The 12,773-nt window shown below is 62.3% G+C and carries 12 protein-coding genes; 2 read left to right on the plus strand and 10 right to left on the minus strand.

The features are described from left to right. Positions 1–24: 24 nt before the first annotated feature. From GX515_05355 to GX515_05380, 6 genes are all read right to left on the minus strand, one after another. Positions 25–561 (minus strand): Lrp/AsnC family transcriptional regulator, encoded by a 537-nt coding sequence (locus GX515_05355; GenBank protein ID HHY32444.1) that lies wholly within the window; start codon positions 559–561, stop codon positions 25–27. A gap of 128 nt (positions 562–689) precedes the next feature. Next, positions 690–1,463 (minus strand): pyruvate formate lyase-activating protein, encoded by a 774-nt coding sequence (gene pflA / locus GX515_05360; GenBank protein ID HHY32445.1) that lies wholly within the window; start codon positions 1,461–1,463, stop codon positions 690–692. Positions 1,464–1,470: 7 nt separating this feature from the next. Beyond that, positions 1,471–3,735 (minus strand): formate C-acetyltransferase, encoded by a 2,265-nt coding sequence (gene pflB, locus GX515_05365; GenBank protein HHY32446.1) that lies wholly within the window; start codon positions 3,733–3,735, stop codon positions 1,471–1,473. Between the two features lie 81 nt (positions 3,736–3,816). Continuing rightward, positions 3,817–5,304 carry a glycogen synthase GlgA gene (glgA, locus tag GX515_05370; protein HHY32447.1) on the minus strand — a complete coding sequence of 496 codons (1,488 nt, stop codon included), beginning with the start codon at positions 5,302–5,304 and terminating at the stop codon, positions 3,817–3,819. Beyond that, positions 5,301–6,449, minus strand: a complete 1,149-nt coding sequence (galT, locus tag GX515_05375) for a galactose-1-phosphate uridylyltransferase (protein ID HHY32448.1) — start codon at positions 6,447–6,449, stop codon at positions 5,301–5,303. The genes glgA and galT overlap by 4 nt, the downstream gene beginning before the upstream one ends. Positions 6,450–6,665: 216 nt before the next feature. Then, on the minus strand, positions 6,666–7,169 hold the full coding sequence (locus tag GX515_05380) for a hypothetical protein (GenBank protein ID HHY32449.1): 504 nt from the start codon (positions 7,167–7,169) through the stop codon (positions 6,666–6,668). A gap of 258 nt (positions 7,170–7,427) precedes the next feature. On the opposite strand from GX515_05380, the gene GX515_05385 reads away from it, so the two are divergent. Next, positions 7,428–7,694 (plus strand): DUF1657 domain-containing protein, encoded by a 267-nt coding sequence (locus tag GX515_05385; protein ID HHY32450.1) that lies wholly within the window; start codon positions 7,428–7,430, stop codon positions 7,692–7,694. 173 nt (positions 7,695–7,867) lie between these two features. Beyond that, positions 7,868–8,386 (plus strand): hypothetical protein, encoded by a 519-nt coding sequence (locus GX515_05390; protein HHY32451.1) that lies wholly within the window; start codon positions 7,868–7,870, stop codon positions 8,384–8,386. A 68-nt stretch (positions 8,387–8,454) separates the two neighbouring features. Here the strand turns inward: GX515_05390 and GX515_05395 are convergent, their stop codons facing one another. From GX515_05395 to GX515_05410, 4 genes are read right to left on the minus strand one after another with little or no spacing between them, the layout of a single operon-like run. Then, on the minus strand, positions 8,455–9,936 hold the full coding sequence (locus tag GX515_05395) for a 6-phospho-beta-glucosidase (protein ID HHY32452.1): 1,482 nt from the start codon (positions 9,934–9,936) through the stop codon (positions 8,455–8,457). Next, the gene (locus GX515_05400; protein ID HHY32453.1) at positions 9,936–10,679 is read right to left on the minus strand and encodes a PIG-L family deacetylase; all 744 of its coding nucleotides are present in this window, start codon (positions 10,677–10,679) and stop codon (positions 9,936–9,938) included. Before GX515_05400 ends, GX515_05395 begins: the two co-directional genes overlap by 1 nt. Before the next feature lie 23 nt (positions 10,680–10,702). Continuing rightward, positions 10,703–11,530 carry a serine hydrolase gene (locus tag GX515_05405; GenBank protein ID HHY32454.1) on the minus strand — a complete coding sequence of 276 codons (828 nt, stop codon included), beginning with the start codon at positions 11,528–11,530 and terminating at the stop codon, positions 10,703–10,705. Between the two features lie 14 nt (positions 11,531–11,544). Beyond that, positions 11,545–12,528 (minus strand): TGS domain-containing protein, encoded by a 984-nt coding sequence (locus tag GX515_05410; protein ID HHY32455.1) that lies wholly within the window; start codon positions 12,526–12,528, stop codon positions 11,545–11,547. Positions 12,529–12,773: the final 245 nt, after the last annotated feature.

Below are 12,773 nucleotides of genomic sequence, written 5' to 3' on the forward strand. Positions count from 1 at the left end.
TAGGGCTGTGCGCGTCTCGAAACGTCATTCGGAGCCTGCCGCTTCGCAAAGTCCGTCTCGTCCATGGCTCCCACCCTCCTCCTCGATGCCGGCCCACCCGCTCCACGCCGAGCTTTCCTTGCACACCTTGAGAACGAGGGAGGTTTGGGATCCCGCGATCCCTGCCACCTTCCTCAGCTTGTGCGTGAGAAACTCGTAAAGCTCGTTGTTGGACTTGAGCACGACCTCCATCATGATGTCGTAGGCCCCGGTACAGATGGCGACGTACCTTACCTCGGGCAATTTCACGAGGTCGGCCACGACGCGTTCGGGCGAATCGCCCTCCACGCTTATGCCGACCATGGCGACGAAGTTCATCCCGAGGCGGAACGGGTCGACCACCCCGGTGATCCTGGCTACCCCTTCCTCAAGAAGGCGCGCGACACGCTTCCTTACCGTCCCCTCCGCGACCTTGAGCTTCTCGGCGATGGCTGTGAAGGGCATCCGACCGTCCCGCTGGATGCACGACAGGATCTCCTTGTCGAGCTTATCCAGCACGACCACATCGTTCACGAAAATCACCCCAATCGGCCTTCTCAAATCTGATAATCGTAACGGACTGCGCGTATCAGCGCGCTCATCATGATTATGACTTAGCCTATTCGACGAATTATGCAATTGTCCTTCTCAACACCGTGGAAATTCTTTGGTCAGTCGGTTCTCAGGGGGACGCCGTGTTGGTGGAAAATACGGCGGGCTCTCGCGATGTCATCTGGCGTAGGCTCAGGCACGCCCTCAAGGGCGCAGTCGAGGCCGAGCTGTCTCCATTTGGCCACGCCCATCCGGTCATAAGGGAGGATGTCCGCCCTCACCGTGCCGCCCTCTAGCGATGCCACGAGCGCCGCGACATCGTGAAGGTCATCGTCAGAGTCGTTAATGGCAGGTATGAGAACGTACCTCACCACGATCTCCATCCCGCGCTTGGCAGCAAGCCGCAGGTTCGCGAGGATCACGTGGTTCGTCACACCTGTAAGCCTCACGTGTTTCTCCTCGTCCACGACCTTGATGGAGAAGAGGAGCAGGTCGGTGCAACCGAGAACGGATTCGAAGTCCCCGTGTTTGCAGTACCCCGCGGTGTCCAGCGCTCGGTGGAGACCATGCCGACCGCACGCTTCGAAAAGGGCCCTCACGAACCTGTGCTGCAGGAGCGGCTCTCCTCCGGAGACGGTCACGCCTCCGCCCGACGCCTCGAAGAAGGGCTTGTAATCGAGGATCTCTTTCATGACCTCATCCACGCTCACCTCCCGACCCAAGCGCAGCCAAGTGTCTGGGTTGTGGCAGAACACGCACCTCATGGCGCACCCTTGCATGAAGAGCACGAACCTTATCCCGCCGTCGTCCACGGTGCCCATGGTCTCGATCGAGTGGATGTACCCCTTGACTGCACTCGTGTCGTCGCGTGTCTGCCTAGGGTGGTCGGTCATTTCTCGGTCATCTCTCGAAGATCGTCCTCGCCAGGACCTCCTCCTGCTGTTCACGCGTGAGCCTCACGAAGTTCACAGCGTACCCGGACACCCTGATGGTCAGCTGCGGATACTTCTCCGGATGCTCCATGGCATCGAGCAGGGTCTCGCGCCGGAATACGTTCACGTTCATGTGATGCCCGCCCTTGGCGAAGTACCCGTCTATGAGGCCGGCAAGGTTCGATACAGCCTCCCCCGGAGTCTTTCCGAGGGCCTTCGGTGTGATCGAGAACGTGTACGAGATGCCGTCCATAGCGTGCTCGTAAGGGATCTTGGCCACGGACGCGAGCGACGCGACCGCACCGTGGGTGTCGCGGCCGTGCATGGGGTTTGCGCCCGGCGCGAAGGGCTCTCCCCGCTTCCTTCCGTCCGGCGTGGACCCGGTCATCTTTCCGTACACCACATTGCTCGTGATCGTGAGGATCGAAAGAGTGTGCCTCGCGTCTCTGTACGCGGGGTGCTCCTTGAGCTTCTCATGGAACAGCACCACGGAGTCGCGGGCGAGAGAATCCACCCTGTCGTCGTTGTTGCCGAATTTTGGGAAGTCACCCTCCACATCGAACTCCGTGGCTATGCCCCGCGAGTCGAACCGTGGGGTGACCTTCGCGTACTTGATCGCCGAAAGCGAGTCCGCGAGCACGGAGAGGCCCGCTATTCCGAAAGCCATGAACCTCCCCACGTGCGTGTCATGGAGGGCCATCTCAAGGCTCTCGTAGGCGTACTTGTCGTGCATGTAATGGATGACGTTCATCGTGTCCACGTACTTGCCGGCGAGCCACCCCAGCATCCTCGTGAACGCGTCCCACACAGGCTCGAATTCCAGAGGTCCCTCCCCTGCCCGGTAGAACTCAGGCGCCACCTTGGCTCCGGAGATCTCGTCCAAGCCTCCGTTCAACGTGAGGAGGAGCGCTTTCGGCAGGTTGGACCTGGCCCCAAAGAACTGCATCTCTTTTCCAACCCTCATCGCCGAGACACAGCAGGCGATGGCGTAGTCATCTCCGAAAATCGGTCGCATGATATCGTCGTTCTCGTACTGGATGGAGCTCGTGTCGCAAGATACCCTGCACGCGAATTCCCTAAAAGGCCTGGGGAGGTCCCTCGACCACAGGACCGTGAGGTTGGGCTCGGGCGCAGGGCCGAGGTTGTAGAGGGTTTGCAGCACCCGGAAGCTCGTCTTCGTAACGAGCGGCCGGCCGTCCAGGGCCATCCCGCCGATGGATTCCGTGACCCACAGAGGGTCGCCGGCGAAGAGCTCGTCGTAAGCTCGCGTGCGAAGCTGCCTCGCCATACGCAGCTTGATCACGAAGTCGTCCACGAGCTCCTGGGCCTCTTCTTCCGTGATGGCCCCCCGGCGCAAGTCACGCTCCAGGTAGATGTCCAGGAACGTGCTGGTCCTCCCGAGAGACATCGCGGCGCCATTCTGCTGCTTTATAGCGCCGAGGTAACCGAAGTAGAGCCATTGGAACGCTTCTCGGGCGGAACGCGCGGGCCGTGAGATGTCATAGCCGTATGAACGGGCCATCTCCTTCAGTTCTTCAAGGGCAAGGATCTGGTCGTGAACCTCCTCGCGCAGCCTGATGGTGTCCACGGTGATCGTGGTGAGCTCCGGACTGGAAAGGTCGCTTCGCTTCTCCTGGATCAGGCGATCCACGCCGTAGAGAGGGATCCTTCGGTAGTCGCCGATGATTCGCCCGCGTCCATACGCGTCGGGCAGGCCCGTGATGACGCCGCACCGCCTGAGAGCGCGCATCTCGTCGGTGTACACGGCGAAGACCCCCTCGTTGTGGGTCCTCCGGTACTTGTGGAACGTCTCACACACCCTGGGCTCCAGGTCTACGCCGTATTCCCTGCACGCCATCTCAACCATGCGGATGCCGCCCCAGGGATTTATCGCCCTCTTTAGAGGCTCGTCTGTTTGGAGACCAACGATGATCTCGAGGTCGCGGTCGATGTAGCCCGGCGGGTGGCTCGTTATCCCCGCGACGGTCTTGGCGTTGATCGCGTACACCCCGCCGCGCCTCCTCTCCTCAGCGAGAAGGGCGAGGCATTTCTCCCAAAGCGCCTTGGTCCGGCGCGTCGGGCCCACGAGGAATGAGCCATCACCCTCGTAGGGGCGATAGTTGCTCAGAATGAAATCCCGCACGTCAATGCGGTCACGCCAGACCGTGCCCTTGAAGTCCCAGTAATAATCAGAGAAAGAGTCGACCACTTTCGCACGCTCCCGGCGCGGCATCCCGTTTCACGGCGGGCATCAGAGGGACCGCGCCGACTCCCTCGTCGTCGGACACCAAGGCGCCTTTCCGCCCCGGGGCGCTCACGCGGGCACAGGGACCTCTTCCAGCTTGTTCCTGGCTATCCCGTAAAGCCCCATGTACTCGGCAGCTGACTTGTTCCAGGAAAAGTCGTGGCGCATGACGTTTTCAACTAACGCGCTCCACCTGCGCTTGTCCTTGTACACGTCCATCGCCCGCCTGATCGCATCGATGAGAGCCTCCGGCGAGTACTCGGCGAACGTAAACCCGTTGCCTACCTGAAGCTCAGGTTCGTAGTTCGTAACCGTGTCGGCAAGCCCGCCCGTGCTGCGGACTATCGGAACCGTGCCGTAGCGCATGGCGATGAGCTGGCCGAGCCCACCGGGCTCGAACCTGGACGGCATGAGGAACATGTCGCATCCGGCGTAGATGCGTTGCGCGAGGACCACGTTGAAGCCGATCTCCACGGCCACCCTGTCGGGATATCTCTTTCTGAGCGAGCGAAAGAGATTCTCGTAGTACGGATCCCCCGTGCCAAGCAGAACGAATTGGAGGTCCATCGCCATCATTTCATCCATGGCGTCCGCGATGAGGTCGAGCCCTTTCTGATCCACGAGGCGAGAGACTACCCCGAGCAACGGTGCGCCGGAGGAGGCCAGGTTCATGTCGCGCTGGAGCGCGAACTTGTTTTCCTTTTTGTCCTCGATGTTCCCCAGGCCGTAGTTCCTGTAAATGCGGGCATCCGTCTCAGGGTTGAACTCGTGGTAATTGAGCCCGTTCATGATGCCGTGCAGATCCTTAGAACGCGTGCGCAGGACACCGTCCATGCGCTCCCCGTACTCCGGCGTCTGGATCTCCTTGGCATAGGTCTTGCTCACAGTGTTGACCACGTCCGCGTATAGGATGCCTGCCTTCATGAAGCTCACGTCGCCGTAGAATTCGATGCGATCGGGCGTGAAATACTCCTCGCCGAGGCCCAGGAGGTGGAGTGTCTCCCGAGGGTAGTTCCCCTGGTACTGAAGGTTGTGGATCGTGAACACAGTCGCTATTCCCTGGTAGAGCGGGTCGCGGGAGTACTGCTCACGAAGGAGGAGCGGCACTGGCCCTGTCTGCCAGTCGTTGCAGTGAATGATGTGAGGAGCCCATCCGAGGTACCGGATCATCTCGAGGATCGCCCTTGAGAAGAACGCGAACCTCTCCGCCTCGTCGAAGTACATGTACATGTTATCTCTGTCGAAGTAGTGATAGTTGTCGACGAAGTACACCGGAACCAGCTTCTCAGCGCCGTTGAGACGAGCTTTTATCACCCCCTGGCGCAGGATGGCCGTGACCTTACGCCACCCTACCCAGACCGGGAAGTCGCCTATCGTTCTGACGTCTGTGATCCCTCTGTACCTGGGCATCACCACGCGCACGTCGTTGCCCATCGCGGCGAGAGCCTTCGGGAGCGAGCCCGCGACGTCTGCGAGCCCTCCCGTCTTGGCGAACGGCGCAACCTCAGGTGAGGCCACGAGAATCCTGTAGGTTTCGTCAAGCTCTTGTACCGTCACTTCTCCAGTGCCCCTTCCTCCACGCCCCGCAAAGCCGTTCCCCGGGTCTCATCCTCAGGGCGCGCAGCCGTAGTCTCCGTCGCGCGCGCACCCGCGCCCGCGTTTTCAAGGTCGCATTCCCGAAGCGACATGGCGGCATCCTCGGGGGCCGTGGGATTTATGTAGTATCCCGTGCCGAGCTCGAAGCCCGCCAGGGTCGCCAGGCGCGGAACGAGCTCAAGGTGCCAGTGATAGTATGCTCCGAAATCACCCGTCCATGGGCTGGTGTGCCATATGAGATTGTAAGGAAAGGTCTCGAATCCAAGCTCGAACCTTCTTATGGTGCAGCGCAACGTCCTCGCCAGGTCCGCGAGCTCCGCCACCTCGATGTCCTCGAACCTAGCGCTGTGCGCTAGGGGCACGATCCACGTTTCAAATGGGAACCTCGCAGCATAAGGGCAAAAGACCAGGAATCGGTCGGATCGCTCCACCACCCGGACGCCCTCCGCCGCCTCGGCTTTGACAATGGCGCAGTACAGGCACTCCCCGGTTCTATCGTAGTGCTCCCGAGCAGTGGCGAGTTCTTCCTCGATAACCGCTGGAACAATGGGCGTGGCGATGAGCTGACAGTGAGTGTGCTCAAGGGATGCACCAGCAACCCTTCCCCAGTTCTTGAAGATCTGGAGGTAGCTCAGTCTACGGTCACGCGAAAGGGCCCTGGCCCTCGCGACCAAGGCCTCGAGGATGTCTTCCATCTGGCTTTGGGAATGCGTGCCGAAGGTTGAGTCGTGGTTCGGCGATTCGATGAGGACCTCGTGAACCCCGATCGCTGGCAAGCGCTGAAACAGCTCGCCGGGATCGTGCGGCCCGTCACCGCTTCCTCGCTCGGAAGCGGCTCGGCCTCCGGCATCCGGGGAATCGAGGGTAAGCGCGGGGAACTTGTTGGGAACCACCCGCACCGACCACCCCTTGTCGTTCGGGCAGTCGGCATCTCTCCCGAGCGCCAGGACTTCCGGGGGAGTCATGTGTTCGTTGCCATAACAAAAGGGGCATACCCCGCTCTTTCGCTCGTCTCGAGGAACCCGGAAATCCGAAGGACGCCGGCTCCGCTCGGTAGCAATGATCACCCACGAGCGGGAAGCGGGATCCCGTCTCAGCTCTGGCATCGTACGCCTCCTCCTGTGCAGGGAACGTGCGCCACGCCTGGACCTGCCGCTCACCTGCGTGACAGCACGCGCCGCGGGCGCGGCCGCCAGCCACCATATCCGCACAGGCTCCGCGACGCGTGCAGACATCCGGCGCGGCCGAATGGTCACGTTTTAGCGTTCCTTGCTCCAACGGGGATGATGCATGGATGCCAGGGGTTTTCACACTGCGACCTTTCAGCCGCGATCGAAGTAGATGCTCTTTCCTGTGGCGGATAGCGGTATGCCCACGGCCACGTCCGCGTCGATGAGGCCCATCCGCTTCGCCGCGACTCCCACCCGGTACATTATTCTATTGTCCACGTTATGAATGGACGCCGTCTTGACCGCCGAACCCATGGCGATACCGAGGTCCATCAGCCTCCATGCGCAGAACGGGCCGGCAAACTCGGGCCCTTCGTGAGGCCGCGCGAGCCCTGCGCACGTCGCATTTCCGCACGCCCCACAGTTCAGCCCGGCGGTCTGCGCACCCTTCAGGCCGATGAGCACGCACGCGTCGCTCGCCGCCACGTTGGCGCCGTCGCGGTCGAAGTTCTTCTTGCCCGACTCCCTGCCGTAATCAACCATCGCCTGTGCGAGACGACTGAGTGCATCCCCCTCCACTACCGCAGTGACGATGAAATCCTTGCCCGCGGCCTTCGGCGCGGTCCTAGCAGCGAGACACATGAGATCGGCAACCATCCTCACAGCATCTTTCACTCTGCCCACCTCCGGCGGAAGTATTCCACGTTTGTCGGCAAATCCCTTGCAATGACGCACGCATTTCGGGCGCGGGCCTGAATCGCCCTTTGCGTAAACAGCCATGCTATGTCATGATGGCATGGACGGCTCACCCGAGGGCCGCGCGAAACCCAACCGGCGCGGCCGGCTCGAGGCACGCTGGCGGAAGCCCTTGCCGGGCAATCGAGCCGCCCGCATATCAGTGTAGAGGTGATAGCGGTGACCGTAGGTCAGAAGGTTCATCAATGTCTTGCCCAGCTGGAAAGCGTAGCCGCGGACTTTCGAAGCTTTGCCCTGGATACGCAGGACCAAAACGCGCAGAAGCTGTATGCGCAGCTCTCCGAAACCCTGCAGAATCAGGTGATAAACCCCCTGAAGTCCCGCGTCAACTACATCGAGGCTCAGGAGCCTCAGTACAAAGTGTACCAGCAGGCGATGCAGCAGGGTCAACAGCCCCAGCCGAAACAGCCGGAGCAACAGCACTGAGCGGGGGCACCACGTGGGGGCACGGAAATGCCCCTTCGGTGGCCTAATGCTTTGACCCGCCGACGCTCCGGCGCTTCCGCCCATACGGCGCACCCGAGGAGCATAGTTATATTCTTGGCACGCGTTGAGTATCCAGCCCTCGATGGACTGTAGCTGACGAGAGGAACGGGCGGATGGCCCTTCGGGCGCGATCGCCGCGAACGTTCACGTGCGGCCTCCTGGTCGTGGTCGCGGGCTGCATTGTGGTTTGTCTCAGCCTGGCGGCGCTCATCGCCATGCGGCACCACGACCGCTTCCTCCCCAACCAGGCGTTCGGGGAGGCTTGGGGCGAAGTCCCGCCCCGCATCGCCTGCGGGTCGGTGACAATAACCGCGCCGTCGCGCGAGACCGTTCAGACGACAGTGAACCACGGCCTCGGGAACGTCCCGGTGGCCGTGGTTCTAGGCCTCGATCTCCGCGGGTTCGACTACTACGAGTCAATCGACAGCCGCCCCGAATCAGGCGGCGGTCTTCCCGCCGAGGCGCCCGCACATCTCTCGGCGATGGTCCGCAAGCCGTACAACGGCACGTTCACAATTCGGCTCAAGCACTTCCTCGGAAGCCAACGCACGTTTACCGTGGTCTGGTTGGCCATCTCATTGGAAGGCCCGGCACGCGCACAGGTTCCGGCGGATAACGCCTCCCGTCCGTAACGGACCCAGGCTCTCCTGCCGTCCGACGGCTGCCTTGCCACGGCCTTCGTTCCTGCGTTTCACGCGGTTCACGTGCTTCGTGGGCTTACGGCAAAGCCCGGCAGGTACTCGGCGTTAGCCCTCAGAATGTCCTCAAGGAGGGCCCGCGCCGTGTCTGCCCCAGGCACAAGCGGGTGCGAGAGGAGCGCGAGGTACGCGATGTCGCGGTCGGCCTTTACTGCTGCCTCCACGGTCAGCCGCTCGTATGCCTTCACGTGCTGAACGAGCCCGCGGATGGACTCAGGCAGCGGCCCCTGGGCCACTGGATGCGCGCCCGACGCGTTGACCACGCAGTTCATCTCGACCACAGCGTCGGCCGGAAGATCGGGCACCGCGCCCTTTGCCGGAACGTTCAACACGTGAACCTCGTCCTTGTCATTGAAAATGGCGGAGATGCACGCGAGGGCAGCCTCGGAATACCACGCTCCTCCTCTTTCGGAAAGCTCAACGGGCTTCTCAGAGAGGCTTGGGTCAGCGTAGCGTTTGAAGAGCCTTTCCTCGATGGCCATGACCTCATCCGCACGGGTGCCGCGCCCTTCCTCGACTCGCCTCGTCTCCTCCTCCACGAGCGCCCGGTGAAAATAGTAGTACCTAAGATAGTACGAGGGAATCATGCCAAGCGCGCGGAGAAGGCCCAGACCGCTTGCGACCGAGCCGTCGCCCTCTTCCTCGGCTTTGTCGGAGCGAAGAAGCCCGCCGTCGCGGCTGACGCCCCCGGCTTCCGCTTCGTTCGTGGCGTGCGCTGCGTCCGCGGCATCCGCAGCGCCCGTGGCGCCCACAGCGCTCGGTAGATCGAACTCGCGCCTCACGAGTTCATGGGAAAGAAGATCACGCGTGACGTCTACCCCGTCTACAGTTACCTTGCGCGCCCAGCTCAAGTGGTTGAGGCCCACGAACTCCACCTTTACGCGGAGAGGGTCCGCACCCAGCGCTGCCGCGATCATCCTTTGCATACTGATGGGGACGTTACACAGCCCGATGCACCGCACGCCCGAGTACCGGGTCAGGGCCTCCGTGACGATGCCGGAGGGGTTCGTGAAATTGATGAGGTACGCGCCCGGCGCAACGCGCTCCACATCCCGGGCGATGTCGAGAGCGACTGGGATCGTTCGAAGCGCGCTCGCGAACCCGCCTGGCCCGGTTGTCTCCTGCCCGATGATGCCGTATTTGAGCGGGATCCGCTCGTCCTGGGCGCGGGCGGCAAGCCCGCCCACGCGGAACTGCGTTATCACGAAGTCGGCGCCCGAGAGCGCGGCCGTCCTATCAAAACCCGCACTCACCTCAATGTCGAGGCCAGCCCGCCCGATCATGCGCCTGGCGAGGCTGGCGATGACTTGCAGTTTGCTGGCGCCTTCAGCGATGTCCACCAGGGCGATATGCCTCACCGGGAGCTCATTCGCCCTTCGAATGATTCCGTCTATGAGTTCGGGCGTGTAGCTCGAGCCCCCGCCGATGATCGCCAGCTTAAGACCGTCCGAACTCCGCCTCGACGCGCCCTGTGCCGGTGCCATCAGTACCCCTCCGTGTCCACGTTGAAGTGCAAGAGGATGGTGGGAATCACTTTGAAGGCCTCGGCCCTCGCGCACCCACGCCCTTTTGCGACCTCTCGTGCCTTCATGTCCACGTACATGAAGAGCGTGGTCCAGCTTTGAGAGACTTGGCTGGCATGCATCTTTATGGCCTCAATCTTCCTGTGCCACGTCTTGTCCACATTGATCCAGGTGTTTGCCCTCGTTGTGCAGTAGAAAGCGACTGCCGAGACACCGTGGGGCGGCGCGTGCGGTTCCGATCTCGCGTGGGGAAAGCCCGAGAGTATGCAGGCGCCTGCCACCGCGAGCCCCGTGAGACGGTGGTCCCTATGGCCCTCATAGGGAAGCCAGGGGTCGGGCGCCAGCACGATATCGGGCTTCACCGTCCGCACCACGCCCATGATGGCCGCGGTAAGCTCGCGCTCTTCCGGGACGTCGCCGTCGTGGTACCCGAGCCATAGAAGGTCCGACACTCCCAGGTGCCGGGCGGATCGCTCGGCCTCGGCCCTGCGGGTCGCCGCAAGCTCCTCCGGCGTTATGCTTGCGTCCTGCGTGCCCACGCACCCGTCCGTGACCGTGAGGTATACGACGTCGACGCCGAGGTCGGCGAGCCAGGCGATAGTGCCACCCGCCGCGATCTCATTGTCGTCCGGGTGCGGCTGGACGCACAGCACGCGCCTCGCCGTCTCGAGCCTCGGAACGCTGAGGAAATCTTTGAGATCCATGGGATCGCCTCCGTTCGATCAGCTCAAACGCCAGCGAAATACCTGTACAGCTCCAGGGATATCCTCCGGATGGCCTCTTCACCGTCTCGCGGGCTGGAAAGGTCCTTGCTCAGGATTGTGAGCACGTAGTCGCGCCCCGGGACATAGACTATCCCCGCGTCGTGCCGCACCCCAGACACCGACCCGGTCTTGTGGGCAATCTCGACGCGCGGCATCTCCCCCGCGAGCAGCTGATCCTCGTCCCTGGGCACGGGCAGCAGCGCGGGAATGAGGTCGTTGTGCTGCTGCTCCTTCATGATGCGGACCATCTCTCCGCACGCCCAGGCTGAAACCACCTGGCAGCGAGCGATCTTCTCCAAAAGACCCGTCATGTCCCTCGGGGTTATGGTGTTGGGGATGGGCCTCGCGACCGGCACCATCATGAACTTGCGCCGAAGGACGATCTCGGTGAACCCTAGGGAGCGCATGGTCTCGTTCACGCGCTCCATCCCAACGATATCTAGGAGAATGTTCGAGGCCGTGTTGTCGCTCACCACGATCATGAGGCGCACCAGGTCTATGATAGGAAGCTCCACGCCGGGCGAAAGCACCCGGAGGATGCCCGACCCGCCGACCTTGTCGGTGTCTCGGAGCCTGACGCGGGTCTCGAGATCGAGAAGCCCTTCCTCGGCCTGCCTGAAGACCTCCACCATGATCGCGATCTTGATGACGCTCGCGGCGTTGAAGGGTTCGTCCGGATTCAGGAGCACTTCCTGAGGGCCGTGCAGGCTTCTCGCCGCTACGCCGAAGACACCGCCGCCCGCCGTTGCTGCAATAGCAGCGAGCCTCGCCTCGACCTCCGCAGCGTCCACCGCGCCTCGCCACCTCACACGTGCAATTCAACTACATCCCGGTCGTGAAGAACGTAGTCCCGCGGGACGGACTGCCCATCGAACCTCGCTGAACCCCATATCCTCGCGCTCTTCAGCCTGGACGGAAAGTCACGGTGAACCGCCGCGGCCATGTCCAACACGGTGCTCCCCTTTTTCAAGACGAAGGGCTGGCCCATGTCCGGCGGCTGGCCCGGCACCTTCGTGTAGATCCTGATGATCCCCAGTAGCTCGAATACCCTGCGTCGGAGGCCTTCGAGGCTCTCCGCGGACCTGACCGACGCCGGCACCATCTCCAGGCCCGGCGGCAGGTACTCCCTGATGATCGCCAAGTTATCCTGCGCGCGGGGCAAGTCCGTCTTGGTGGCCACTACCATGCAGTCCTCCAGGGTGTGTCCTCTCGCGCCTGCCTCAAGCTCCGTCGCATCGCGCAGGATCCTCTTTTCGCCAAGCAGGCTCAATACGTCTTCAAGCTGGTCGAGGCAGTCATCTGATGAAGCGTCCGCCACTATGAGCAGTGCATCAGCGTTGCGAAGGGCGCCCGCCATCCCCGGCGGCATCTCTCCGGAGGTTACTGGCGGCATGTCCACGAGCTGTATCCAGATGTCTTCGAATTCCATCATGCCTGCCACGGGAAGAACGGTGGAGAACGGATAATCGGCCACCGTCACCTTCGCCCTCGTCAGGGCACCCACCAGGGCCGACTTGCCTGAGTTGGGGAAACCGACGAGGGCGACCTGGCCCGCGCCATGCCTCTCTACAAGGAACGGATCCTGGCGGCCGGTCTTCGCCTTTCTCTCGCTTTCATCCCGCAGCTTTGCCAGGCGCCGCTTGATGTCGGCCTGCAGTTTCTCGGTGCCTTTGTGCTTCGGGATGACGGCGAGCATCTCCTCGAGCGCGGCGATCTTCTCGGGGATGGTCTTCGCTTCCTTGAAAGCCTGCTCGGCCTCGAGATACTGCGGTGTGAGGTTTGCGGGCATCAGCTCTCACTCGTCCTCATAGTGATACACCGGGATGTCATCGGCAGCTCACAGAGCCGCCATGTGGGCGAGCCCGAGTAACACCGTAACACCGGGCTGTCTCGCACTTATCATTTTATCATGCACGCACCGTCCCTGCTACCGTTTTCGGCCCGGCGGCTTGGGGGCCCGGCGGCTCGGCCGGGTGGCATCATGGGCGGCGTGACCTGCGTGTGCCCAGGACTTGGTTGAATCGCTGGTCCATG

Source organism: Bacillota bacterium (assembly GCA_012842395.1).
GTDB lineage: Bacteria > Bacillota > SHA-98 > UBA4971 > UBA4971 > UBA6256.

What these genes read in the sequence shown, in the direction of transcription:
- galT (HHY32448.1), bottom strand. Translation starts at nt 6,449, where the DNA reads ATGCCAGAGCTGAGACGGGATCCCGCTTCCCGCTCGTGGGTGATCATT.
- GX515_05380 (HHY32449.1), bottom strand. Translation starts at nt 7,169, where the DNA reads ATGGTTGCCGATCTCATGTGTCTCGCTGCTAGGACCGCGCCGAAGGCC.
- pflA (HHY32445.1), bottom strand. Translation starts at nt 1,463, where the DNA reads ATGACCGACCACCCTAGGCAGACACGCGACGACACGAGTGCAGTCAAG.
- GX515_05390 (HHY32451.1), top strand. Translation starts at nt 7,868, where the DNA reads ATGGCCCTTCGGGCGCGATCGCCGCGAACGTTCACGTGCGGCCTCCTG.
- GX515_05400 (HHY32453.1), bottom strand. Translation starts at nt 10,679, where the DNA reads ATGGATCTCAAAGATTTCCTCAGCGTTCCGAGGCTCGAGACGGCGAGG.
- GX515_05395 (HHY32452.1), bottom strand. Translation starts at nt 9,936, where the DNA reads ATGGCACCGGCACAGGGCGCGTCGAGGCGGAGTTCGGACGGTCTTAAG.
- GX515_05410 (HHY32455.1), bottom strand. Translation starts at nt 12,528, where the DNA reads ATGCCCGCAAACCTCACACCGCAGTATCTCGAGGCCGAGCAGGCTTTC.
- pflB (HHY32446.1), bottom strand. Translation starts at nt 3,735, where the DNA reads ATGCCGCGCCGGGAGCGTGCGAAAGTGGTCGACTCTTTCTCTGATTAT.